This window comes from Serratia sp. 3ACOL1 (genome assembly GCF_003668775.1).
Taxonomy (GTDB): Bacteria; Pseudomonadota; Gammaproteobacteria; order Enterobacterales; family Enterobacteriaceae; genus Chania; species Chania fonticola.
Map to the genome: position 1 here is coordinate 1,561,852 of NZ_CP033055.1, position 24,661 is coordinate 1,586,512.

Consider the following 24,661-nt stretch of genomic DNA (forward strand, 5'->3'; position numbering starts at 1 on the left):
GTTTACGCTCCAACTTACGGTGCCCTCAGTGCCGCCATAGCGACACTGATCGTGTTTTTAATGAAGGTATGGACTACATAAGGAAGCGATATGTCTAATTTGATTTACGCAAGTATTAACGGCAAGAGACAGGGCCTAATCTCCGCCGGATGCTCATCGCTGGACTCTATTGGCAACCGGTGCCAGGCTGGCCATGAAAATCAGGTGCAGGTATTAGGCTTAAATCATAGCATCAGCCGCGAACAGAACGTCTCCCACCACCCGGTACATTTTATTAAACCAATCGATAAGTCATCTCCTTTACTAGGTGTGGCAATAACGGAAAATGAACCGATAGACATCATTTTTTACTTTTACCGCGTCAATCCCGCTGGCCAGTTAGAGCTTTACTACGAAGTTAAATTGACCGAAGCAACCCTTGTCGACATCACCTGTATCTACCCCCATTCCATCGATGAGGGTGACAAAATGCCGTTTGAAAAGGTGCAGGTAAAGTATAAGTCCATTAGCTGGAGCCATAAGAGCGCGGGCACTTCGGGTTATAGCATCTGGGATGACAGGGTATACTGATCCTAAAGACCAGGCACTCTTTATTGGAGTGTCTGGTTTATTATTGTCCGCATAGTTTTATGTCTTTTACATACTTATTAGGGAGCATCAGCGATTTACTTGGGCAAACCTTATAATCGTTATTTATTAGGTTTTGATCTATATATGTAGATGAGAGCATGCCAAATACAATGCCAAGCACTGGAAGAATGCCCAAGGTATTACCTAGTTTAGTATTCATTTTTACAAACTCGTTTTTTACCACACTACAAACTATCAAATATACAAAATACAAAATGAAAGGAACTACAAATATCATGAACCCAGACTTCCAAGAGTAGTTCACGACATCATTTAATGTGAAAAATTCTATAAATCCACTTAAAGGTATCCAGCACCCTAAAAAAGCAAAGAGTAAAAGAAAGGCTGCAAAAAAACCATATAGCCCTCTAGTTACGTCATCCATGTTTTCCCCTTGCGTTAAAAACCAATATCATCCATGACTAAGTCCCTTTAACTACTGAAGAAATAACAATTTCACTACGGACAGAGCTTTAGATCTCTTACGTATTCATTAGGCGCTACCCAAGACGCTTTTGAGCATACTTTATACCCTCTCTCTTTGAGATTATGCCCAATGTATATGGAGGAAAATAAGCTTATTATAGCGCCAAATACAGCGAATAAAGTTAATGAATTAGCGAGTTTGTTATTCATGGCTGGAACCTTGTTTTTTATTACGCACAAAACCGCCAAATATGAAAAGTAGAACAGCAAAGGGGTTCCGAATATGAACACACCTACTTTCCAAGAGAAAATAATGACATCGCTTAATTTAAAAAAAGACAAATACCCACTTAGCGAAATCCAGCTAAGCCAGCATGATAGTAAAAAAACAAAGACTCCAAATAATCCAACTAGCGGTCTATTTATTTTAACCACGGCTATATCTCCCCCAAGTGTTAAAAAATTGATCTGGATGATACGGGGCATTATGCTCTTTATATGATTTCAGATGCTTAATAATTCTTTCACTTATTTTTAATTCGCTATCCAACCGGTATAAACCATAACTAATACCAAGCCCAAGTAAAAATATACCACCAGCTATAGCAATAACACTGCCTCCAGTAATCATAAGACTGGTAGCTATCGTTTTTGCTCCCCAAGCAATCCCCACAGATACCGCCAATTTAGCCATATCCATGGTTAAATTTACAAAGAAATCGGTCAAACCATACTCATCTTTTAGCAACAGCTCAACGGCTCGATAAGCTGCGGCAAACACAATACAGAATCTTGCCCCACCAATAATGCCATTCTCAATACCTCTGGTTCCGATGCCTATATCTAATATTCTCTGGTTATCAATCAGGTAGCGGGTAGCATTTAAATACCTTCTGATGCCAGGGTATCCCGACAACCGGATGTAGCGATTGCCATTTCTCCCCACGTATTCGGTTGCCGTGACGCCAAACCCTCTCAGCTCCATCACGATCCTGCCCACGGACAGTGACTCGGCGATATTGCCAGCAAAAGACGACATCGGGTCGGTACAGGAAAACATCGCGTCCTTCCACGACTGGTTGGCATTGGGATCGCATAAGGTTTTTAAGAAATACTGTGCCTCCTCTACCGTGAGTAAGGCATACATATTCTCATCTTTCATTTCGTTGAGCTGAGCGTGAAGCTTTTGATAGTTGATATCCGCGTGTTGCCGCTTAAAATCAAGGTGATCTTGCAGGCGGTAGTCATCTTCAACAAAAGTTTGCGAAACCGGATCGTATCTCATAAGCCTTCAGTCCCTCGATTTAGCCTAAGTCAACACAGTATATGAGTTTGTTTGTCACAATCCCATAAATTTCTCTCACCAATGCGAGAGCCGTCAGATTTTCTCAGCGTGGTGAAAACCATGCTATATAGCTGCACGTTAGTGGGTTACATAACGGGGAATAGGATTTTGCAGTCAATTTACGCTTTCCATTACATTCATAAAGTGAATGAATAGCACTGTATTTGGCTGCAGCCATCACTCATGACGTGAGCTTTTTAATTTTCAAGATAATAAACCAAGAATATTCTCACTTGAACGCTGGCACCTGTCATATAACACCTAAAAACACCAAGCGCAAATGAGTAAGCTTATCATTACAGCCGTAAGTTTATTAAATTACCCCTAAATAAGTAGCTCTCTTTGATATTTCGCAATGAAGCGAGAGTGGCTAACCGCCGATACTATTTTTTCTTTTGAGCAAATATCATGACCGATAAATATAATAACGACTCCCCGCCAGGGATTAGCCGCCGTCACTTCGTTAAAGTGAGCAGCGCACTAGCCGCAGCCCCGTTGGTTGGAGTCCGATTTGCCTATGCCAATGGGGGCACCAAAAACGACACACCTGCTGGAACTGTTCCACCAGAACGGATCGTTCCGACTTGTAGTAGCTTTGACTGCGGCGGTAAATGCGACATCCGTGCCCATGTGCAAGACGGCATTGTTACCCGTATCACCACCCTGCCCGATGCCGAGTTTGATCCGGAAATGCCGATCATGCGCGCCTGCGTGCGTGGCCGCGGTTACCGTAAATTCGTCTATCATCCCGATCGGCTTAAATATCCGATGAAGCGCGTCGGTAAACGCGGCGAAGGTAAGTTTGTCCGTATCACCTGGGATGAGGCGACCACGTTAATTGTCGATAACCTAAAACGGATCACCGAGAAATACGGCCCTGCTTCGCGCTTTGTGCATAACAATACCGCAGTTACCGGCGGCGCGTTCTCAGGCGATAAAATGGCTCGCCGTCTGCTCAGCCTGACCGGCGGCTACCTTGAGTATTATCACTCGGTCAGTATGGGTAACACCGGTGCGGCCACCCCGTATACCTACGGGGCCGCGGCCAGTGGCAACACCTTGGATACCCTGAGCGAGACGCCACTGGTGATCCTGTGGGGACATAACCCTACGGAAACCATATTTGGCCATACCAACCACTATTTTCAGCAGATGAAGCAGAACGGCACCCGCTTTATCGTAGTTGATCCACGTTACTCAGACACCTCGTCTTCGTTGGCGGATCAGTGGATCCCGTTGCGGCCCGCCACGGACAACGCACTGATGGATGCGATGATGTACGTCATCATCAGTGAAAACCTGCATGATCAGGCGTTTATCACCCGCTATACCTTGGGCTTTGATGAGGGTTCGATGCCGGAAGGTGTGCCAGCCAACGAATCACTGGTCGCTTATCTGATGGGGGCTAAAGACGGCATCAAGAAAACCCCAGAGTGGGCTGAGGCTATTACCCATGTCCCGGCGCAAACCATTCGTCAGTTGGCGCGTGATTACGCCACGGCCAAACCGGCAGCGCTGATCCAAGGCTGGGGGCCGCAACGGCATAACTGTGGCGAGCGCACCGCCAGAGGTTCAACGCTGTTGGCAACCATCACCGGCAACGTGGGTATTAAAGGCGGTTGGGCTGGCGGCTATGGCGGCATTGGTAACCGTAAATTTACCACTGGCCCAGAAATGCCAGACAACCCGGTAAAAGAAAAAATCTCCATAATGAACTGGGTGCAGGCGGCGGATGATGCCAGCAAGGTCACGCCCGCAGATGGCTTGACCGGTGGCGACCAGCTCAATAGCAATATCCGCCTGCTATTTTCCTTGGCGGGTAACTATCTGGCCAACCAAAACCCGGATATAAACCAGGCCGTCAAGGTGTTGGCCGATGAGTCCAAGATCGAATTTATTGTGCAAAGCGATCTCTACCTGACGCCCAGCGCAAAATATGCCGATGTGTTATTGCCCGAAACCAGCTTTATGGAACGTTGGAACATTGGCGAAACCTGGGGCACGGCAAACTATTTAATCCTGTCTGAAAAGCTGATCGAACCTGAATTTGAACGCCGTTCCGATTACGACTGGATCCGTGAAGTGGCCAAGAAGCTGGGCGTGGAGCAGGAATTCAGCCTGGGGCGTAGCGAGAAAGAGTGGATCATGCAGATCTGGGAAAACTCCCGCAAGGCCATGCCAGATGAACATTTGCCGACGTTTGATGAGCTGTTGGTGCAGCGCCGCCACCTGTTCAAAGGCAAGCCGCATATTGCCTTTGCCGATAACATTCGTGACCCACAAAACCACCCGTTCCCGACGCCGTCAGGAAAAATCGAGATTTTCTCCAAACGTCTGTATGACATGCACCATCCGGAAATTCCGGCGTTGTCCCATTACGTTCCCGCGCATGAGGGACCGGAAGACCCACTGGCGGCTAAATACCCGCTGCAGTTGATCACCTGGAAAGGCAAGAATCGGGCTAACTCCACCCAATATACCAACCCGTGGTTACAGGAGGTGCAGACGCAGAAGCTATGGATCAACCCGGCAGATGCCAGCCACCGGCACATTGCGCAAGGAGATTACGTTCGTATTCACAACGACCGCGGCGTGACGCTGGTTCCGGCAGAGGTTACCCAACGTATTATGCCTGGCGTGGTGGCATTGCAAGCGGGATCTTGGTGGCAGCCTGACGCCAACGGCGTCGATCATGGCGGCTGTGCCAACGTGCTTAGCTCTGCGCGGATCACCGCGTTGGCGAAAGGTAACTCTCACCAAACGATGCTTGTGGAGGTTGCCAAAGCATGAGTAAATTTATCGAGTATGCCCCTGTCAGCGATCGCCAGCTTGGGTTCTATATTGACTCCTCTCGCTGTTCCGGCTGCAAAGCCTGCCAAGTCGCCTGTAAAGACAAGAATAATCTGGAGGTTGGGCGGCGCTTTCGCCGCATTTATGAGGTCAAAGGCGGCGGTTTTGTCTCCACCGGCCAGGGCGGTTTCCATAACAACGTATACGCCTATACCCTGTCGATATCCTGTAACCACTGCAAGGATCCGATCTGTACGGTGAACTGCCCAACCACCGCGATGCATAAGCGCCCCGGTGATGGCATCGTGCGCGTCGACACCGATAAGTGCATCGGTTGCGGCTATTGTGCCTGGTCGTGCCCGTACGGCGCACCACAGCTCAACGAGACTACCGGCCAGATGTCAAAGTGCGATTTTTGCATCGATTTACAAGCCGCTGGGGAACAGCCCATCTGCGTGGCAACCTGTCCGTTGGGGGCCATCAAGTTTGGCCCTATTGATGAACTGCGGGCGAAATATGGTGACCTTTGTGATGTGCAGGGCCTGCCTGACTCGGCCATTACTCACCCTAATCTGGTCGTCAAACCGCATCAAGGTGCAGAACAGGGGAGTAAATAATCATGCATGAATGGCCTCTTATCATTTTCACCCTGCTGGTGCAGGCTTCCGTCGGTATCACCTTGTTCACCACCTTTAGCCTGGTGCTGGCCAAGCAAGGGCTGGGCAGTCAGGAAAAGCGTCGTTACGCGCAACCTTTCATGCTGCTCGCCTTTATCTTCGGGGCACTGGGTCTGATGGTGTCAACTGCCCACCTGGGGTATCCGCTAAATGCGTTCCACGCCTTGCGGCATGTGGAAAGCTCCTGGCTGAGCCGTGAAATCATCTTTGCCAGCCTTTATCTGGCGTTTTTAGGGCTGGGGACACTGATTGCCCTGATCTCAAAACGGCTGCCGATCGGTTTACTGCTGATTGCCTCGCTACTGGGGATCGTCGACGTCTTCTGTATGAGTGCTATCTATGTTCACAGCTCTGTAGTGACATGGATGCATTTCAACACCTACCTGATGTTCTTTGGTTCGGTACTCAGCCTGGGCGCGGTTGCCAGCCTGTGGTCGCTCGCGATCCGCCCCGAACTGCCCTCGCAACTGATGAGAAAGCTGGCGGTGACGGCAGTGGCCTTGCTGATTGCCATCACGCTGTGCCGCCTGCTGGTACAACCCGTGTATGCGGAGTATCTGACCTCGGTGTGGAATAGTGACGTTGTCACTTTCCCTCATCAACCGTTGGACGCCTTTGCTCAGTTGGCCAGCCTGCGTTTAGCCTCGTGGGTCATATTGATCGCTGGCGTGTGCGCACTGGCACTCTGCTTGCGTTCCCAACGTATCAACAAGCGGTTGCTTGCCTTGGGCAGCGGGTTGATTGTGGTCGCTGAAGTGCTGTTGCGCGTTGGCTTCTTCAATATCCAATAACCGCAGACTTCTCTAGTCACATGGGGGGCGCCAGGCGCCCCCTATGAATTACTTCATCGTTTTGGCATCGTTATTGGCATACACCTGATGGCGTTTGTGCATTTCCAGCGCGTCATTGTAGTTGCTATACAAGGTCTGATAGCGCTCCAGGCAGTAAACGACCAGTAGCGGCAACAATGCACAAAGGTATAGCGGGATAAATTGCGGAGTGATCTGCAATGCCGCAAACACCAGGCAGATCGCAATAGCCCACAGCTGCAAAGCCAGCAACCAGAGCAGACCACGCTGCCAACGCGTCAGCTTGCCGGTGAACGCCCAAGGAGCAGCAGGCGCAGAGTTGGCATCCAGCGTGCCATTGAGTAACTCCCCAAACAGCACATAGCGCCGCGTCCGCCCGGCAAACGCCAGCATAAACAGCGTCACCGCCCCCATCAGGATCATAAACGCGACGATGAAGGCAGGATCGGCATAGCCGGGAGCCAGGCTAAATGCAGGCTTACGGGCAATCGGCAAGACCAGGGCGAAATTGGTTAACAGATTCAATAGCAAATCTTCGGCCACCAATCTTGGCAAGTTTCGCTGCCGAGGGCGATAGGTTTCGGGCTCACTATAGGACTTCAAGGCCAGCAGGATATTGAACGGCGTTGATTTACCTAGCTGAACCACCATCAATGCTGGCAGCACCAAGACACCAAGCAGCCCAATCAAGGGATAATGCCAGTCTGGGCCGCATAGCCATATCAGCCCGCTCAGTGCTGCCGCGAGGCACAGTATGACCAAAGAAGCCCAGCCAGGCTGGTACAGCAATTTCGCCATCCCTGCTGTTTTACGCTCTTTATACTGCCCCGCGATCGCTTGCGGGTTTTTAAACACCCGCAAGGTAAATACGCTGTACGCCCAGTAACCTTGACCATCGCGCATCATACTCCAGACAATCGACAGACAGATTGCCCCCAACCCGGTAATCATCTCCAGCAGAGTAATGTCAATGACGTTGCGGATCAGTGACGAGGTCAGAATAGCCGAGACCAATACCACGGGGATCACGGCTCCTCGCATGTATCTTTGGCTGAAAGTAGTCAATGTTGGCATCATATCGCCCTTATCCCGCATGCTTAACACTGCTGCCAACGAGATGGTAATAGTGTTGGATATGGTAATCCTCGTCAGCCCCGTAGTGCTCCGCCAACAGGTGGCTGAGGATTTTCTTGTTGCTGATCTCCAGGTAGCGGCGATGTCCCATCTGGGCCCACCGATCCATACTTTCACGCCAGCGCACGGTATGGATAAGGTGTAATGCCAGATTTTCTTTGATCTGCGCCACGCTATATTCCGCCTTGCCACTGCTGTTCATGATCAGCGGGCAAACCGGCGAAGAGAATGGCAGGTCGGCTAATGCCTGGCGCATCTGTGCCACCCCATCCTGCATCAACGGCGTATGCCAGGCGCCATTGACGCCCAACTTGATGGTATTTACCCCGTGGCGCGCCAGATGATTAACCAGGGTTTTAACCGCGGTCAGTTCCCCTCCTACCACTTGCTGTTGGTGCCCGTTGTCACAGCACACGTTGAGTACGGTTCCCAGCCCAAGATTGTCGATTTGCTCGCGCAGCGCATCATGACCGTAGGGCTTGACCACATACATCGCCCCTTTGCGCTGTTCGGCCAGGTTTTGCATGATGGTCGCACGTAGCGTGATCGCGCGGAACAACGTCTCCAGATCCATCACCCCGGCGGCATATAGCGCGCTATATTCACCTGCGCTATGCCCGGCGTAACCGGTTTCCAACACGGGGGTCCGTTCGCGTAACAACGTCAGCATGGCGGCGTTAACGGTGGTGACGGCCAACTGCTGATAAAGGGTTTTGGTCAGGCGTGTCATCGGCCCTTTCTGGCAAAGCTTGCGGACATCCAGCCCGGAAACATCGCTGGCACACTCCCACACCGCCTTGGTGCCCGGTGAAACATCACAAACATCGCTGCCCATGCCGATCGCCGGGGATCCTTGTCCTGGGAAAATCATCATCCAACCGTCCGCGACGTTAGTTGCGGCCGGTGTATTACCAATTGATTCGCATACCTGCATAGATATTTCCTTTTTCTCCGAAGGTGCCAAACTCACTCTCTTTACTGCCGAAGCTGGCGGCAACGCCGCTATAAGCCTCAATGTCGTTTTTGAGCGGCGTGCTCAGGTGCAGATTCAGCACGTTGCTGCCATCCACCAGGTTGACCATGCCGGAGACCGACCAATCGATACTGCCGACCTGCTCTTTATTGGTACGCGTATAGAGGGTGAGGTAGTGTTTGCCGAGCAGGTCGCCGCCCCGCCCGACGTTATCGGTTTCTGCCGCCATCATGCGGGAGTACTGCTGATAGCCGTTACGGATATCCGCCATGAACGATGGCGGTAGCGGTGGCAATGACTGACCGTAACCCCCATTGACGAAGCGAATGGTGTCGACGTTTTCCTGCCACTCACTGCGGCTGTAGCCCTGGCTCTGACCATAATATTCCGCGCCGTATTCACTTTGATCGCCAGTGGTGTAACGCAGGCCAACACCGATATCCGCTTGCGCACCATTGGCGCGCACCTTGTACGGCTCCTGCACATTGGCAAGTTGGCGCATGGCACGTGCGGAAGCCATGTCCAGGTGACGCCAGGTCTGCCCATGGGAAATCGACCCCTCAACGCTGAGGATCAGCATATCCGTCAGGTTGCCACTAGTGCCTAGCGCCACGGTTTTCCGATCGCCAGCCAGTAGCGAAAAAGTCGGGTTGAAGGCCTTCAGACCTGTCGCGGTATAACTGGCATAGTATCTGTCGGTACTGTTGGTGCGCAGGATCGCGTCCCATTCCGAGGCGGCTTCCTGACGCTGGTGGTTGCGCTTGAGGCGCGGAAAGGCCGCTAACGTGAAGGTCCCTTCGTTGCGGTACCATGAGCTGCTGATGCCATACGCCCCTTCATCATAGAAATTGCGCCCGCGCTCCCCCAAGCCAAATACCCGTACGCTACGCATACTGCCGCTGATATTGCGCAGCAGGTCGAGCGGCGCAACCGAGAACAGATAACCACTGGTTTTACGTACCTTACCGGCATCAATATACCCACTGTCGCTGACCGCCCAACTGGCAGTGGCTTCGTTGAGTATGCCCAGCCCCTGGCGACGCTGATCTTCCAGGGCTCCCGGCTGACGTGCCTGGAGAGCATACTCACCACTGGCCTGCGCCTTGACGCTAAGGGTCTCGGTCAACGTACAGCGGGCCACGCCGGAAAGGTACAGATTGGCAATAGCGTTGTTACGAAATGCCGGGTCGTCAAACTGCCATAATGAGTCCGAGGTATGGGACGATATCCCCTCCATACCCGCGTAACCGCGTTGGATAAGACAGTCAACCGCCCAGCTGCTGCTACTATAGGCGCCCACCAGCAGCAGAACCCCGCTAATCGGGGATCGCCTGCTCGCCATCAACCGTTCAACCTCAGCAGATACTCTTTCTGGAAGTTACTTTCCGGCAACGATTCCAACCGGATGTCGCTGTAACGCATGGTGGTGTAGTTATCCTTGCGCAGCGCGTCTTCCACCACGATGGTGGTGGGCCGCATCTGACCTAACACCTGTTGATAATCGCGATAGTACGAGCGCTTGATCGGCACACCGTCGGCGGAAAGGAAGTCGGCCCGGCTAGGGAAACCGGTGTCTTTTTCCACCCAGTAACTGATCGCTGGATAAGTGACATAGGGCCAACGGCGCTGTAACGAAAGTTTGTAGCAGATCGTCTGGCCACAGGCCTCTTCACCCACCAGCCGGGAGATATAGGAGTAATCAAAGTCTGCGGCAACCACGTCACCGTTGGAAATCTGCCCCACCAGACGTTGCTGGCGGGATATGGGGATCGGGCGCCGCAGGTCTGGAGCGTAATACCACATTTTGTCCAGATCGGAGAGTAAGGCTTTGCCTTTGTCGCGTATCGGGGAGATAAAGCGCACCAATGCACGCGCATCCCCTTTCTCTACCTGCTCCGAGGGTTTATAGAAGCGCATGGAAATATCCAGCACCTGCTGGTTTTCCGTGACATCACGCCCTCCCTTATGTTCCAGCAGTGTCAGCGTATAGCGGAAAGGCCGATCGGGTGCCCTCACGCGATCGGCACGACGGATAATCTCACGGGCCTGCTGATCTTCCTGGGTCAGGCTATTCAGTTGATGACGATCCAACAGATCTGCCGCCTGAGCCACACCCGACATGCCCAGTAACACCAGGCATCCAGCTAATTGATATTTCATGGGAACGGTCCTTGTTTATGGGGCTATATATCCAGCATCATGCCAAGATCGGCAATAAGGGTGGAGCCACGTATGGCGCTCGACTGCTCAGAGACCAGAAACGCGGTAATGTTGGCCACTTCTTCCGGCTCCACCTTCCAGCGGCGCGGTGCGTTATTCCAACGTTCGAACATTGCTGACCACAGCTCGTCCAGATACGGCAGCATATCGGTATTCACCACCCCGGCGCAGATGCCGTTGACCCGGATATTGCGGTCATACAGTTCCACCTCCAGGTAGCTCACCAGATTTTCCAGTGCCGATTTAGCGATGCCGAGCGGGTATTTCTCCAATACGCGCTGGCTGCCTAGACTGGAAATCACGCAGATAGTACTGCCCTGGGGCATCATCGGTACCACTTCCTGTACGCAGGCGGTGTTGCCGATCAGGTTGGTATTGAGCAACAGCTTCCAGTCGCTGCGCGTCATGTCCATAAAGGCTTTGAACGGCGCAGCGGCGGCATTCAGCACCAGATGATCGATACGTTCGATCCCCTGCTGTCTGAGCTTTTTCATCATTTCACTGATATCGCGCGGTTCGGCGATATCCGCTTTGGCCAAAGTCACCTTCACGCGGGTTTCTGCTGCGACAAAGCGTTGCAGATTGGCCGCACTTTTCCCCTGATCCTTGCGGTAGTTGAGGATCAGGTCATAGCCCTCTTGCGCCAGTTTTTCGGCGATCGCCATACCAATGCCACGGCCTGCGCCGGTAATGAGTACGGTTTGTCCCTTTGACATGTCTCTTCTCTCCCTGAGGGGTTAAACAAAGCGGAACGCTTGCGCTATAACCAGTTTCGATGCCCGGCGTGCCGGGATAATGGACGCTATCAATGCCGTCACCAGCGGCAACGCGCAGGAGAACCAGAACAGATTGAAGCCCTGATCCCACAGCACAAAGGCCAGATAGCCCTGGGTATAACCAGGCGAAGGCGGCATCGGTATGCCGTTGATATTGATCAGTGCAGCGATAAGAATGCCGAAGCTGACGCTCAGCGCCGAGCCAATAATGCCAATGATGATCCCTTCCAACACAAACAAGCGGCCAATATAGGCTTGGTTAAGACCGAGTGCGCGCAGCGTAGCGATTTCGCGGGTACGCTCAATGACGTTCATCATCAACGTGTTGCCAATCATGAACACCACGATGACGCTGACGATGGATTTGATAAACAGGAAGATCCCTTCAAACAGGTTCACCACCTGATGATAGAAAATGGCCAACTCATCCCATGAGCGCGCTTCCAGCTTGAGCTGATGCTGGTCAATAAGCTGGTTGATCCGCGCTAACACTTTTTCGGTTTGGTTGGTGTCCTGCAGCATGATGATGATTTTACTGACATCCTGGGTCTGCAACAGACGCTGGGCCGTTTGCAGCGGCATCTTGATCGCCGTATCGTCGTATTCTTTGATGCCGGACTGGAAGACGCCGCGCACCTGAGAAGACATGGCGTTTTGCCCACCTTGCGGGTTGACCACCAACATGTCGACCCAGTCGCCATAGCCCGCCGACAAGGCATTGGCGATACCTGAACCCATGGTGATGTCCTGCTGCTCAACCCGCGACAGGTCGCTACCAGAAATGATTTTATCCAGCGAGCCCAGTACCAACGAGGTTAGAGGTTCGATCCCCACGCCGGTAAAGAAGGTGGAAGCCCCCTTGTCATACTGGGAAATGATGCCGGTAAACGCCAGTTGCCCGGTAATGGTGGCGATCTTCGGGGCAATCACCGGATCGGCCTGCAGGAGCTGTTTCACCTCATCGTAATTATCGATGGTGTACTGCAGCGAATTGTTGGCCCCGCTGCTGAGGTAACCTTGCTGATAAAGTTGAATATGCCCCAGGTTGGTACGGATAGTTTGTTCACGCAGCGCCCAGAACGAGTAATCGACAAACCCGCCAAAGATAAACACCGCCACTCCTCCCAGGGTGATCGCCAGTAGCGTCACCCCGGAACGACGGCGCTGGCGAAACAGATTGAGGAAGGTGTAACGGATATCGGTAGGTTTACGGATCGCCGTCACGATCACCACCAACAAGGCGTAAATGATAATTATGTTGGCAACCCAGAACAGGATATTCATCATAGCGGCACCTCCGTCAGCGGCTGGATGATGACTTTGAGTTCAGCAGGCGTCCATTCAGGTGCCGTACTTTGCTCGGACAGACGTTTCCCCTCTGCGCCCTGCAGTGCCAACGCCGCCCAGGCCGCCTTGGCATCGGCCACACGTTGGCAACTGGCCAGCGCATGCGCGGACATCAGCGTGATCATCGGTTTTAAATCAGCGGGCATCGCCGGGTTCTGCTGCAAATAGTCCAGGTCTTTCAATGCCACGACGCAACGGCCATGGGTAGCTGGAACAAAAGCATCCATCCGCACACGCAGAAAGCGCATCTGCCAGTCGCTCCCTTCGCTTTCCGCCGCTTCATCTATGTAGAAAAAACCCAGTTTTGAGGTTTCTGCCGCACGCATATAATTCTTCTTGGCCAGAAAATCCGTGGCCATAAACAGTTGTGCGTAGCCATAAAACATTTTGGCAATGTGGCGATCCGGGTGCTGTTGATACAAAGCTTGCAATTGGCTGGCCGCACGGGTCAACGTACTCATTGGCGCTTGGGAATTAACCGCCAGGATCGCCTGTAAGCTGGGGTTATCCTGCGTTTCCTGCAAACCAGTGGCCTGCGACAGCCCACTGACCAACACCAATAAAGTGACAGCGTAACGCTTAAGCGATAACAAAATCATTTTCCAACTCCCCATCCCTGATTTCCAACACCCGTTTGGCCCGATCGCGCAGCGTCAATGAATGGGTGGAAATAACAAACGTGGTTTTCAGTTCCTGATTCATGGTAAGCAGCAGATCGACGATCTCCTGCCCGGTACGGGTATCCAGATTGCCGGTGGGTTCATCGGCAACGATCAAACGTGGGCGTTTCACCAGCGCACGGGCGATCGCCACGCGCTGCTGCTGCCCGCCGGAAAGCTCGCCGGGCGTGCGTTTGTAGTGCGCCGCCAACCCCACTTTTTCGATCATGTCCATCACCTGGTCCTTCGCCACGCGGCGGCTGAAGCCGTTAAGCATCAGTGGGTAATAAACGTTATCGAACACGCTCAGTACCGGCAGCAGGTTAAAGAACTGGAATACGAAGCCGATGGCATCAGCACGCAGGCGAGCGGTTTGTTGGTCACTGAGCGTGGAAAGGTCGTTACCCAGCAAATAGACATGGCCACTGGTGGGATAATCGATACCGCCCATCAGATTGAGCAGCGTGCTTTTACCACTGCCGGATGGCCCACATAACGCGATAAATTCGCCGTCATGGATTTCGGTGGTAATCGAACCCAGTGCCACAATGGCACCCGGCCCTTTACCAAAGCGTTTGCCTGCCTGTTGCATCGACACCACAGGCAGAGGTTGTGCAATATGTAGGGTGGTCATGATGTTCCCCGATGATTTGACGGTAAGTGACAGGCTTGCGGTACCCAGTTCTCCAGCAACCAGGCTCCTCCCTCACCGTCGAGCACACTCAACAAGCTGTGCCCGGTGATATTGCTTTGCAGTAGATACTGCCAGGCCAACGCCGGATTCATGCAGCCGCTGTCGCCATAGAGTTCACTGAGCGAGACGCAAGCCAGACCGGCAGGCAACTGTTCAAACGCTTGCCGCTGTACGGCACGAAATGACAGTGCCGGTGGTGTTACGCCCAACACGGCCTGGGTATCCGTAGCCAGATACCGCTTACAGTGGTCTACCATCTGCAGCGCGCGCCGCTGGGTAGAACCCGACAAGGCTTGATAATCACTCAAATGCAGAGCAACGCCCTGGCCTGGTTGCTTTTTGAGGATCAGGCAACCGACACGCTCAACGCTGAACTGACTGTTGGCGGGGATCGGCCCCAGTTCTCTGGATGAAGGAAAGTGTTCGGCCTCAGAGAAAACCAACACTGGGAAGCTACGGAATTGGCCGCAGATGATGACGTTATCGGCCATATTACTGTTCAGGCAGTCCTGCGCCATCCGCAACGCACTCACCAAGCCGGTACGCTCACCGCGCAATTTGCAGGTGAAATCCTTGATGCCGTAATCCCGCACGATACCTTTGGGCAGAATATCGACGCTCAACGAGTCTCGCCAGCTGTTGACCCCTTCAAATACCGATGCTTCTCCCCAGGAATCACAATAAATCAACGCATTACGCTCATTGCGCAGGCGAAACTCCCCCTTACTCCCCAACTGAGCCACCGCCTGAGCACAGGCCGCACTCATATCGTTCAACCAGCCACGATAATTGGCCTTACGCAGCGCCTCTTCAGGCAGTATTTCACTGTCAATGCCGAAACGACGGAACAACCACTGGTCGCTGCCCGCATTGGCATTGGCTTTTTTATGCAACCAGGCTTCCCACACGTTGTACCAGCTAGGAAAAAACCGTTGCATCGGCGTGCAGGGTTCCAGCAGGGAAAACCCCACCAGATTGATGGCTGCCGCCGGTATCACTTGTTTAGCCGTGTTCATCTACATCCTCACTGTTAGCGGAGATCACCATGGCGATAGCCGAACCATCGAGCCCGATGCCAGACTTGAGGATGTGCTGCCGTTCCAGTGCCAACGGCGGGCTATCGGCATGAACATGAATTTGCAGACTGTCGTTAATCGGGTAACGCGTGGTCAGCGCCAGCAGACGACGTTGTTGTAGCGCATCCGCCGCCAGCATCAGATCCAGCAAACCACAGCAGCTCTCCATGTAACCGACCTGCCCCTTGTAACTGACCACCGGAACCCCGCATTTCCCCCAGACTTTTTGCAGCGCCATGGCTTCTGCCTTGTCGCTGGCTATCACCCCATTGGCATGAGGGAAAACGCAGGCGATATCTTGCGCGGTGAGCCCGGCTTCCAGCAGTGCCCGCTCAAACGTCTGGGCGATGGTGCGAAAATCCGCCGTGAAGGAACTGCTCCCCCTGGCACCGCTGCTCTGGCAAAACACTGAGCTGCGCAAATTGACAGGCGAAGTAAAGTTGCGCTGACGAGCGTGTTGCTCGCTTTCAACGATCATCGCCACGACACCGTTGGTGGGTAGAATGCAGCTGTTATGGCTGCTAAACGGTTGTGCCCCCTCTTCCCCCAGCATGTCCTGACCACCCAGGAAGACAATGTCCTGCGTCAGCGTTTCAAACCAGCCAACGACCAGCACCAAATCAACCTCATTGGCAGCAATGGCCGAGTGGGCCAAATGGACCGCCGCTAAAGAAGAGTTGCTGGCGCAATAAAGTGAAACCGGTGGCCAACTGAGCTGATAGTTCTGCGTCAGCTGTCGCGCCAGCCGATCCTGACCGTAACTCTTGGCATGCAGCCGTTTGATTTTTGGAAATAACCGCAGCTCTTCCTGGTCGTTACGCTCCTGATACCCCATAAAATCAGCAATGTCGGGCCGTTCACCATGGCCTACCAGATAAACCCGAACCCGCTTTCCCTGCAATTGATCCGTTGTCATCCCAGCTCCGGCAAGCGCCTGATTGATAACCGGCTGCAGGCGGGTAAACGTCGTACCGGCCGGCTGAGGGTCAGCAACATGGTGCGGATTACAACTCAAACGCAGATCCTGCCATTCGCTTTCGGTGGCGAACCAGGGCTGTGTGCTGGCTAACCTGTTTTCGCTCAGGCCCTTGATCAGCGCCGGAAAATCCGGCGCATAAGCACTGGTGACGCCCCAACCACTCAGGACGACATTCTGAATCACGCCATACTCCTCAGCACCACGGCATAGTGATTGCCGCCTTCCGTTGCGCCGAGCACCAGAGCGTTACGGACGGTTTTCTTCAGGGGTTGGGTGACAAAGGCGATATCCTCCGCACAGAAGTTTTCGGTGTAAGGGATCGGCAGGATTTCACCCCGCTTCATAATCTCCGTGACCACCGCGATATTGAGGATACCGACGCAGGACTCCACCAGACCAAACCAGGCGTTGTAGTTAACAAACGGCAGGTTACGGCGAGCCTCACCGAACGCGCTACGGATCGCCCCAATCTCAACGGCATCACGGGCGGCAGTACCATCACTGGTGCCACAGATCAGATCCACCTCTTCCGGCTCCATGTCGGCTTCGTGCAATGCCTGACGAATGGCCACCGCCATGGACTCGATCCGGGCTGGCATATCATCCTTGGCGAAGTAGCAGCCATCGCTGGATTTGCCATAGCCGACAATCTCGGCGTGAATGTGGGCGCCACGATCCTGCGCATGCTGTAAATCTTCAATCAGCAGCATGCCCGCACCTTCACCTGGGATATAGCCTTTGGCGTCCTTGCTGTAGATCTGGAAATCAGCCGGGTCGCGAGTCAGTAGCAGATCGCTATTCAGCGCCTGCAGGCAGATAACGAAGGTGTTCATATTTTCATCCGCCCCCCCTACAATCATCTGCGGTTGCAGATCCTGGCGGACCAACTCGTAGCCGTAAGTCAATGCGCCCAATCCGGCATTGATACCTGTGGCCAGCGAGGTGTTATAGCCTTTGATCCCTTCGGAAATGGAACAGAAGGTCGAAATGGCATTCATCAGCGCACCTGGAAATTCGGAGGTCCGCACTTTGGTAGGGTCTGGGAACAGGCTTTGCAGGTAACGATCCACCGTCGAATGCGGCCCTTTGGACATGCCAAGGATCATGCCGATCGTCTGGCCGTCCCGTTTGATCTTACGCCCGGCGTCATTCATGGCTTGGGTAAGAGCCAGTAAGGCAAAGGTACTGATGGTATTGGCTTTACGCGGATCAAAGCGGCGTAGTGTCTTACGGGCATCCAACCCTTGCACCTGATGCACCCCGCCCGGTTTGTTCAGCTCATATTCCACATCCTGTGCGCCGAAGCGGTTACTCATGTAGTTAGCCACACCCTGGTTTTTCAGCATGACATTGAGTAATTGACGAAATCCCTGACGGGTATCGTCATCGACCGCCGGTGAGAACAGTTGTGTCAGTGGCTTCTGCGCCCACATTGTTTCCAGCATGCTTTGCAAGGTGTGGCCCACCGAGCTGACCGCCCCCATGCCGGTGATCGCGACGCGTTTGGGTTGGTAATGCGTTACCGGACTTTGCTCAGGCTTGACGCTGGCAATCACACAGCAGTTGTTACCGCCAAAGGCATAGTTGTTCTTCATGAACATCTTGACTTCGGCTTCCTGGAACTCGTTGGGCACGTAGTTGAGATCGCAGTTTGCGCGCGGCGTAGTGAAGTTGAGCGTTGGCAGGATCTTGTTTTCCGGCAAGGTCAGGAAGCAGGCGGTCAGCTCGATGATCCCGGCGGCGCCGATATTGTGCCCCACATAAGCCTTGGTTGAACTCACCGGGATAGCCATGATATTCGGGAAGACCTTCTTCATGGCCAGCGTTTCGCAGCGATCGTTAGCGTCCGTGCCGGTACCGTGGGCGTTGATATAATCAATATCCTGCGGCCCAATCTCTGCGTTCTGCATCGCATGGCGCATCACCTGTACCGCCCCTTCGGCCCGTGGGTCTGGGGCAGTCTCGTGATAGGCATCGCAAGAGGTGGCGTAAGAGACCATCTCGCCATAGATCGTCGCGCCACGAGCGACGGCATGTTCATATTCCTCCAGCAACAAAGCGCCAGCACCTTCGCCAACCGACATCCCTGGGGCACCGGAGAACGGGCTGGACGGTGTACGTTTCATGGCATGGAGCGCGTAAAACCCGGCAAAGGTCGGCAGATAGACAGGCTCGGTACCAATCACCAGCACCGTGGCATTCTTGCCGTTCTGGATCAGGTCATAACCAATCCCCATCGCGTTAGTACTGGCCGTACAGGCGGTAGCGACCAGTTCAAAGCCCCCTTTCAGCCCCAGCAGTGAAGAGACAATGGCGCTACAGGAAGAAAAACTGCCGGAGACCATGGCCTTCTTCAACGAGAAGCGCTCCGTCTGACGTTCGATCAGCGGCATAAATGGCTCGGTACCGGCAGAGGAAACGCCGATGATCAGCCCGGTTTTATCCCGTAGTTCTCCGCGTGGTAACTGCCCTTGCTGCAAAGCCTCATGGCCAACCTTATAGGCCCACAAGGAAGCATTATCCAATGAGGCAACGATATCAGCAGGGAGATCCGGCCAACTCAGAGGCTGTAATACCTCGGAGGCGTTGGCATCCTCGAACCATTCCAGGTACTTTTTACTGGGTTTGATCCCACAGGTTTTATTCAGCAGTGCCTGTTTGAACTCGGCAACGTTAGTGGCAATGGAAGAGAGGTGACCCATACCGGTGATCACCACTCGTTTACGCGTGACTGTCATAGTGTCTTCCGTGTCAGCAAACCAGAAATCGAATGTGAGTGCGCCATGCTGCCATGGCGCAAAATAACGTGATGCTTTAGGGGGTGTTCGGTTTACTCGTTCTCTTCCCTCAGTTTTTGCCATTCAAGCTGCTGCAACAAATCGCGTGGGCGCGAGCTGTCGACATAACTGTGTTCAGAAGGATTAATCAGGAAGCTGTAGTTACGGGCGAAAGGCACCGCCGACGTAGTCACCGCCACCGGGCCATTAGCCGTCACCACGTGGTAGCCATCAATGTCTGCCCAAGCCCAGGCATCGGTCAGGAACAAACGGCCCAGACAGGCTTGCAGATCTGCCGAGTAATCGCAGACGATCACTTCACCGATGCAGTTACCGTCAAACATCACTTTGTCGCCGCGCTGCGGGATGGCGTCCGGTTTCCCGGCAATGCTGATCCCCACGATACGGTGGCTGATGCCCTGCTCTACGCGTTCGCTCAAACTTGCCAGGCCGGTGAAAGCGTCTTTGTCGTAACGCACTGCCCACTGCATTTGCAATGCGATCGGGCAGCCGGTGTAGGCATTGAACATGCCAGGTTCCCAGCAAGGGTTTTCCAGGCGCACTTTCCGCTGGTAATTCAGCCCACCGGTACGCATGTCGTACTTTTCACCAGCCTCCAGCATCTGGGTCCAAACATCGGCCAGCAGATCCTGTGGCCCCATCAGTTTGTAAGAGTACTCGCCGTGTTTGCCGCTGCGCAGCAGGATCAGATCGTCCTCAACGTGCATATGTTCCTGGTATGGCAGGCCAATCACATCCATCCCATAAACTTCAGCAAGCAGTTCCCAGGCGTACGGCCCTTCGAAGTGCAACATGCCCCACTCTGGCGTCAGCGATTCAATCGAGTCGATATCCTCAAACTCGTCTTCATTGCCTGCCAGCTTGGCACGCAGCATCTCGCACAGCGTTTCACCGCTGACCCACTCCGACAGCAACAGAAAACGTTCGTCATCACAGGCGATATACAGGTCGGTAATGATATTGCCTGCGTCATCGAGGATCAGGCTGTACATGGCTTGCTCATCCCGGATCGATGAAACATCGCCGGAAACCAGCTGGTTGAGCAACGACCAGGCGCTGTCACCGTTGATGGCCGCGATGCCAAAATGGGAGTAGTCGGACAGCAGAATGTGTTGACGTACCGCCTTGTGCTCCTCTTCCGCTGCAAAATAACTCAGGGGAATGGCAGCGCCGTTACGCTCCCCCATTACCGCCCCGTGCTGCCGATGAATGTCAGTGAGTTTGGTCATTCCTTGTCCGCTCCTGTTGCTGATCCGTTGGTGGTTTCCCCCTGCTTGGCAATAACAAACGAAGTCAGGGTGTTGACGCTACGCATGTAGGAAGGATCGTCACCTTCTGTCACACGGATGCCGAAGATTTCATCGAGCAACACGACGACCTCGGTGGCATCCACCGAATCCAGCTTCAACCCACTACCAAACAGCGGCGTGTCATCGTCAATCTGACTGACTTTCTGATAGAGGTTCAGGCGTTCTATTAGCCCCGTTTTGATTTTCTCCAGCACAGACTTGCGCTGTTCAATCCTTTCAATAAGCGCGATGTTACTCATAGCGGCATTACTCCCTGTTAGTTAAACGTACATACCTTTGCCTTCAGCCAGAATGCGATCGGTGCGAAAATTGACAATCCGCCCGACGCACGCCACATTCCGGCCAACCCGCGCCTCCACTTCGTAGTGGTGGAACCCGTTCATATCGGCGAACGCCAGGCGGCTATTGACTTCAATGGTGTCGCCCGGCGCGACCATGCTTTTGTACTTGACGTCCTGAGAGGCCAGCACGCCTAACACGCGCGCCCGCTCGCCTATCACTCGTGCCGTGCCCTCTGGCGTCTGCAGCGCCCGTGATACCTCATCAAATTTCTTCAAAGGTTGCTGGGTTTCTCGTTCATGCAACTGGCAAAAATCGTTCAGCAGACTCAGGTATTCACTAGACTGGCCGAAGATCTCGGCGATCATCACGCCAGGCATTACCGGATTGTCTGGAAAATGCCCCGGAATATAGGATTCATTAAAGGTGACGTGCTTAATCACGGTAATCGATCCTCTTTCTCCCGGTGAAAAGTCCACGATGCGGTCGACCATAAATATCGGTGCACGCCAGGACCCCATTTTCAGCAGCAGATTGGGCTGGACTAAGCTCTTGTTATAATTCGCCATACAACATTCCTGTCGGTTAACGCATCACCAGGCCGCCATCGGCCACCAAGGTCTGACCAACGATATAGCTGGATGCGTCTGAACTTAAGAAAGCCACCACGTTGGCGATCTCGTCGACACGACCAAGACGTTTCAACGGGATAGCGGACATTACGTTGCGCACTATCTGGCGCGGCACCTTTTTCACCATTCTGGATTCAATCATCCCCGGTGCCACGGCATTGACGCGGATCCCCTTCGAGGCCATTTCGCTGGCCAAGGTGCGGGTAAGGCCAATAATGCCGGCCTTGGCGGCGCTGTAATTGCTCTGGCCAAAGCTGGAGGTGATGCCGGATATCGAAGATATATTCACCACCGTTGAATTGCGGGCGTGACGCAATAATGGCAGCAGCCGTTTGGTCATGGTAAAGGTGCCATACAGATTAACCTTGATAACCTGATCAAACTCTTCATACGTCAGCGCGGAAAATACGTTGTCTTTGTAGATCCCGGCATTATTAATCAATACATGCACTTCATGAGCCTGTTTCTCAAGCTCATCGGCCAGGCTGGACACCTCGCTGACATCGGCAACATTGCACTGCAGGATATGCAGATTTTCACCCTGCGGATGGGCGGATTTTAATTTTTCCAGACCGCTATTATCGTGATGGTAAATAGCGAAAACCTTAGCCTGCTGTTCGAGATACTTCTCACAAATGGCCAAGCCAATATCACCACTGGCGCCGGTGATAACCACATTTTTACCCCCGATATCGGGATAGTGAGACATAGATATTCCCTTCTTTTATAATTAGCCCAATGCTGCTGCGGCAATGGCATGTGACTGACAATGAGAAATGCTCAGCGTGGCCTGGGTCAATTTTTTCTCCTGCATCAATCTGGCAAATTCACCGCTGAAGAAGTAATAAGGACAGCCCAACTCATCGTGTCTTATTTCGATGTCGTGGAATAGGATCCCCAGGCGGAACCCGGTACCTAGCGCTTTCGCTGCCGCTTCTTTGGCCGCCCAGAAGCCAGCCAGTCGTTCGACGTTTTCGGCCAAATCCCCCAGTGCCTGCTGCTCTAGCGGGGTTAACAAACGTTGTGACAGCCTATCGCCACTTCGCATTAACGCGGTGTTTACCCGTGCAATCTCAATAATGTCCACACCGAGATTCATCCTTTCTGACTCCCATCGTCAAATCCATTGAAGCAGCTTCGTGTGAAAGCGACATAATACGCAGATACAATATGACAATAATGGCGGAACCTATAACGCAATAAAATTGCAATAGGGAATTGTCTGCATTGCTTAACGAGAATGTTATCGCGAAATGTTTAAAACAATCAATAAAACCTCAGTAAAAAACACCATCAACAAATAAAATAGAACATTATTCTAATTATTAAGCCAAGATGCAGAATAAAAACCCATAACGACATTTTGGCTGGTCGGATATGTCATTTTTTTATTAATTAAACGGAATTTATTTTTGCAAGAACAATCCCGTCGGTTAGGACCATTCAAAATAACAGCGGATTTTGATTTAGGTTAATTCAAGAAATAACCTAATTTTAATTATTTTTACCTTTCACCCTATTTATAAATAGTGGCCACCATTAAACTTTCACCCTCTCTGATTTATCTCGGTGATCGATAAATGCCGGAAGGTTTTGCATCATGTCCTGCATTGCGTTGTCGCATAATTTTTAAACAGGAAGCGTTTTCAAACAATAATGCACCGCCGAAATTCAAATTTCGTCCCCAAAAGAGCCACTTTCAAGCGAACATCACCTTTGGCAAGCCAGGGTTTCGGGAGGCGCCACCTTCCTTTCCGTTTCTCTACTCATTTTTTAATCAATAATCTCTTCGGCATATCAGGCCAGTCTGTTACTCTGCCAGACAGAGCTAGAGCCCAGATTCAGCAGCAGAATCGGCCAGACTATGCAAAACACCGTAATCAGGCTGAAATATCAGACTTATCCATGATAGTTTCGTAGTTTAATAAGTTGAACTGACCATACTCTGCGGTGCAGAATACGCGCAGATGAAATGGAGGTTCGGATGTACCAGATGGGAAATGTCATTAACCAGCAGATGGCGGCGATCTCGCCCCAGGTGCTGACGGTGTTGGAACAAAAGCTGGTAACGGCTAAAGAAAAGATCGCGCTGTGCCTTAACGGTATGGGGGCCTTGATCCTGCAAAAGACCCGCGATTACCTGCATCGCAATGACAACTCCCTCCGTTTTCGCCAGTTGGTCGAGCGCACTTCCCCCTTCGAATTGCGCTTTCTGGATGAAGCTCTGGGCAAATTCAGCCCAGCATTGCTGACGATGGTGCTTGGCCACAAAGTGAAGCGCCTCACCCAGCTGTTTGTGAGCTTTTATGTGCTGGAAAAACAGGTCGCCGAGCGGCTGTTTTCCGTGGCTTCCGCGGTGGTATTTGGCCTGTTGGGCCAATATCTGCGCCAACGCTCCCTACAATCACCATCGTTAAAAGGCTGGCTTGAGTGCCAGTTGCCGCAGATTGTCGCTGCCCAGCCAACGGCGGTGCTCAACCAGCTACCTGCTCTTATCCCAGCCGATCCGGCCGTTTCCCGCACCGGATCGCTAGCGCCCCCCAAACGCCGTATCTGGCCGTGGCTAATGCTGGCGCTGCTATTGGTATCGCTGCTGTTCTCACTGCGCGGTTTTAGCGTGTTACAACCCATGCAGGCCAGCGGTCAGAGCGATGTGACCTACCGCCGGTTGGCCGATGGCAAGCAGCTCCTGCTGTCACAGCGCAGCGTCGAGAACCTGTTGATCACCTATATTGAGAGCAACGCCCCCACTAGCGAAAAACGTTGGTTTACGCTGGATCGCATGCAGTTCGACACCAACCGCACCGAGTTAACCCCTGCGTCACAAGAACAGCTTAGGAATATCGTCGATATTCTGCGTGCTTACCCGGATGTGGAGATCCAGCTGGGGGGTATACCGATAAGTCGGCCAATGAACAGATGGACCGGCGTTTATCGCAGGATCGCGCCGATGCGGTACGCATGGCATTGGTAAAAATGGGGATTGGGGAAAGCCGTATCAGCGCCGAAGGCTACGGCTCGGCTTACCCCTTGGTGCCTAACGATAGCGAAGCCAATCGCGCGAAAAACCGCAGAATCGATCTGCGGGTGGTTGAGAAGTAATTGCC

General features: G+C 52.8%; 25 protein-coding genes. 6 read left to right on the forward strand and 19 right to left on the reverse strand.

The genetic code is table 11. The annotated features are described in order from the left end of the window. Nucleotides 1–90 precede the first annotated feature (90 nt). Nucleotides 91–570 (forward strand): Hcp family type VI secretion system effector, encoded by a 480-nt coding sequence (locus tag D9980_RS07210; RefSeq protein WP_046808260.1) that lies wholly within the window; start codon nucleotides 91–93, stop codon nucleotides 568–570. A 40-nt stretch (nucleotides 571–610) separates the two neighbouring features. Here the strand turns inward: D9980_RS07210 and D9980_RS07215 are convergent, their stop codons facing one another. The 3 genes from D9980_RS07215 to D9980_RS07225 form a co-directional block, all read right to left on the reverse strand. Next, nucleotides 611–1,015 carry a DUF1240 domain-containing protein gene (locus D9980_RS07215; RefSeq protein WP_121606875.1) on the reverse strand — a complete coding sequence of 135 codons (405 nt, stop codon included), beginning with the start codon at nucleotides 1,013–1,015 and terminating at the stop codon, nucleotides 611–613. A gap of 74 nt (nucleotides 1,016–1,089) precedes the next feature. Further along, nucleotides 1,090–1,491, reverse strand: a complete 402-nt coding sequence (locus D9980_RS07220; RefSeq protein ID WP_121606876.1) for a DUF1240 domain-containing protein — start codon at nucleotides 1,489–1,491, stop codon at nucleotides 1,090–1,092. Further along, nucleotides 1,484–2,341: a hypothetical protein gene (locus D9980_RS07225; RefSeq protein ID WP_121606877.1), complete on the reverse strand. Its 858-nt coding sequence runs from the start codon at nucleotides 2,339–2,341 to the stop codon at nucleotides 1,484–1,486. The genes D9980_RS07220 and D9980_RS07225 overlap by 8 nt, the downstream gene beginning before the upstream one ends. A gap of 468 nt (nucleotides 2,342–2,809) precedes the next feature. Between D9980_RS07225 and D9980_RS07230 the strand changes: the two genes are divergently transcribed. The 3 genes from D9980_RS07230 to D9980_RS07240 are packed head-to-tail and all read left to right on the forward strand — an operon-like array spanning nucleotide 2,810 to nucleotide 6,659. Continuing rightward, on the forward strand, nucleotides 2,810–5,191 hold the full coding sequence (locus tag D9980_RS07230; protein WP_121606878.1) for a DMSO/selenate family reductase complex A subunit: 2,382 nt from the start codon (nucleotides 2,810–2,812) through the stop codon (nucleotides 5,189–5,191). Continuing rightward, nucleotides 5,188–5,808 (forward strand): DMSO/selenate family reductase complex B subunit, encoded by a 621-nt coding sequence (locus D9980_RS07235; RefSeq protein ID WP_065685822.1) that lies wholly within the window; start codon nucleotides 5,188–5,190, stop codon nucleotides 5,806–5,808. Before D9980_RS07230 ends, D9980_RS07235 begins: the two co-directional genes overlap by 4 nt. 2 nt (nucleotides 5,809–5,810) lie before the next feature. After that, nucleotides 5,811–6,659 carry a DmsC/YnfH family molybdoenzyme membrane anchor subunit gene (locus tag D9980_RS07240; RefSeq protein WP_121606879.1) on the forward strand — a complete coding sequence of 283 codons (849 nt, stop codon included), beginning with the start codon at nucleotides 5,811–5,813 and terminating at the stop codon, nucleotides 6,657–6,659. Nucleotides 6,660–6,707: 48 nt separating this feature from the next. Here the strand turns inward: D9980_RS07240 and D9980_RS07245 are convergent, their stop codons facing one another. From D9980_RS07245 to acpS, 16 genes are all read right to left on the reverse strand, one after another. Then, complete coding sequence (locus tag D9980_RS07245) at nucleotides 6,708–7,754, reverse strand: hypothetical protein (protein ID WP_162304241.1); 1,047 nt, start codon at nucleotides 7,752–7,754, stop codon at nucleotides 6,708–6,710. Between the two features lie 7 nt (nucleotides 7,755–7,761). After that, complete coding sequence (locus D9980_RS07250; protein WP_121606881.1) at nucleotides 7,762–8,745, reverse strand: ACP S-malonyltransferase; 984 nt, start codon at nucleotides 8,743–8,745, stop codon at nucleotides 7,762–7,764. Then, nucleotides 8,720–10,126, reverse strand: coding sequence for a hypothetical protein (locus D9980_RS07255; protein ID WP_121606882.1), 1,407 nt, complete (start codon nucleotides 10,124–10,126; stop codon nucleotides 8,720–8,722). Before D9980_RS07255 ends, D9980_RS07250 begins: the two co-directional genes overlap by 26 nt. Continuing rightward, entirely contained in the window at nucleotides 10,126–10,944 is an 819-nt protein-coding gene (locus tag D9980_RS07260; protein ID WP_121606883.1) for an outer membrane lipoprotein-sorting protein, read from the reverse strand. The genes D9980_RS07255 and D9980_RS07260 overlap by 1 nt, the downstream gene beginning before the upstream one ends. Before the next feature lie 23 nt (nucleotides 10,945–10,967). Continuing rightward, on the reverse strand, nucleotides 10,968–11,720 hold the full coding sequence (locus D9980_RS07265; protein ID WP_121606884.1) for an SDR family oxidoreductase: 753 nt from the start codon (nucleotides 11,718–11,720) through the stop codon (nucleotides 10,968–10,970). A 21-nt stretch (nucleotides 11,721–11,741) separates the two neighbouring features. Next, on the reverse strand, nucleotides 11,742–13,067 hold the full coding sequence (locus tag D9980_RS07270; protein WP_121606885.1) for an FtsX-like permease family protein: 1,326 nt from the start codon (nucleotides 13,065–13,067) through the stop codon (nucleotides 11,742–11,744). Continuing rightward, nucleotides 13,064–13,726: a hypothetical protein gene (locus tag D9980_RS07275; protein WP_121606886.1), complete on the reverse strand. Its 663-nt coding sequence runs from the start codon at nucleotides 13,724–13,726 to the stop codon at nucleotides 13,064–13,066. The genes D9980_RS07270 and D9980_RS07275 overlap by 4 nt, the downstream gene beginning before the upstream one ends. Continuing rightward, nucleotides 13,707–14,420: an ABC transporter ATP-binding protein gene (locus D9980_RS07280; RefSeq protein ID WP_121606887.1), complete on the reverse strand. Its 714-nt coding sequence runs from the start codon at nucleotides 14,418–14,420 to the stop codon at nucleotides 13,707–13,709. Before D9980_RS07280 ends, D9980_RS07275 begins: the two co-directional genes overlap by 20 nt. Next, nucleotides 14,417–15,496, reverse strand: a complete 1,080-nt coding sequence (locus D9980_RS07285; protein ID WP_121606888.1) for a hypothetical protein — start codon at nucleotides 15,494–15,496, stop codon at nucleotides 14,417–14,419. Before D9980_RS07285 ends, D9980_RS07280 begins: the two co-directional genes overlap by 4 nt. Further along, nucleotides 15,483–16,718 carry a beta-ketoacyl synthase N-terminal-like domain-containing protein gene (locus tag D9980_RS07290; RefSeq protein ID WP_121606889.1) on the reverse strand — a complete coding sequence of 412 codons (1,236 nt, stop codon included), beginning with the start codon at nucleotides 16,716–16,718 and terminating at the stop codon, nucleotides 15,483–15,485. The genes D9980_RS07285 and D9980_RS07290 overlap by 14 nt, the downstream gene beginning before the upstream one ends. Further along, nucleotides 16,715–19,273, reverse strand: coding sequence for a beta-ketoacyl-[acyl-carrier-protein] synthase family protein (locus D9980_RS07295; protein ID WP_121606890.1), 2,559 nt, complete (start codon nucleotides 19,271–19,273; stop codon nucleotides 16,715–16,717). The genes D9980_RS07290 and D9980_RS07295 overlap by 4 nt, the downstream gene beginning before the upstream one ends. 92 nt (nucleotides 19,274–19,365) lie before the next feature. Beyond that, a complete protein-coding gene (locus D9980_RS07300; protein WP_121606891.1) occupies nucleotides 19,366–20,562 on the reverse strand; it encodes an aminomethyltransferase family protein in 1,197 nt (398 codons plus the stop codon). Further along, the gene (locus tag D9980_RS07305; RefSeq protein WP_121606892.1) at nucleotides 20,559–20,882 is read right to left on the reverse strand and encodes an acyl carrier protein; all 324 of its coding nucleotides are present in this window, start codon (nucleotides 20,880–20,882) and stop codon (nucleotides 20,559–20,561) included. The genes D9980_RS07300 and D9980_RS07305 overlap by 4 nt, the downstream gene beginning before the upstream one ends. A gap of 21 nt (nucleotides 20,883–20,903) precedes the next feature. Further along, nucleotides 20,904–21,491, reverse strand: a complete 588-nt coding sequence (locus D9980_RS07310) for a 3-hydroxyacyl-ACP dehydratase FabZ family protein (protein ID WP_121606893.1) — start codon at nucleotides 21,489–21,491, stop codon at nucleotides 20,904–20,906. A gap of 16 nt (nucleotides 21,492–21,507) precedes the next feature. Then, entirely contained in the window at nucleotides 21,508–22,263 is a 756-nt protein-coding gene (locus tag D9980_RS07315) for an SDR family NAD(P)-dependent oxidoreductase (RefSeq protein ID WP_024486292.1), read from the reverse strand. A gap of 21 nt (nucleotides 22,264–22,284) precedes the next feature. Further along, nucleotides 22,285–22,653, reverse strand: a complete 369-nt coding sequence (gene acpS / locus D9980_RS07320; RefSeq protein ID WP_121606894.1) for a holo-ACP synthase — start codon at nucleotides 22,651–22,653, stop codon at nucleotides 22,285–22,287. Nucleotides 22,654–23,538: 885 nt separating this feature from the next. Here acpS and D9980_RS07325 point away from each other — a divergent pair. Both D9980_RS07325 and D9980_RS07330 read left to right on the forward strand, forming a co-directional pair. Beyond that, on the forward strand, nucleotides 23,539–24,528 hold the full coding sequence (locus D9980_RS07325) for a hypothetical protein (RefSeq protein ID WP_121606895.1): 990 nt from the start codon (nucleotides 23,539–23,541) through the stop codon (nucleotides 24,526–24,528). Beyond that, a complete protein-coding gene (locus D9980_RS07330; RefSeq protein WP_121606896.1) occupies nucleotides 24,474–24,656 on the forward strand; it encodes an OmpA family protein in 183 nt (60 codons plus the stop codon). The genes D9980_RS07325 and D9980_RS07330 overlap by 55 nt, the downstream gene beginning before the upstream one ends. Nucleotides 24,657–24,661 lie beyond the last annotated feature (5 nt).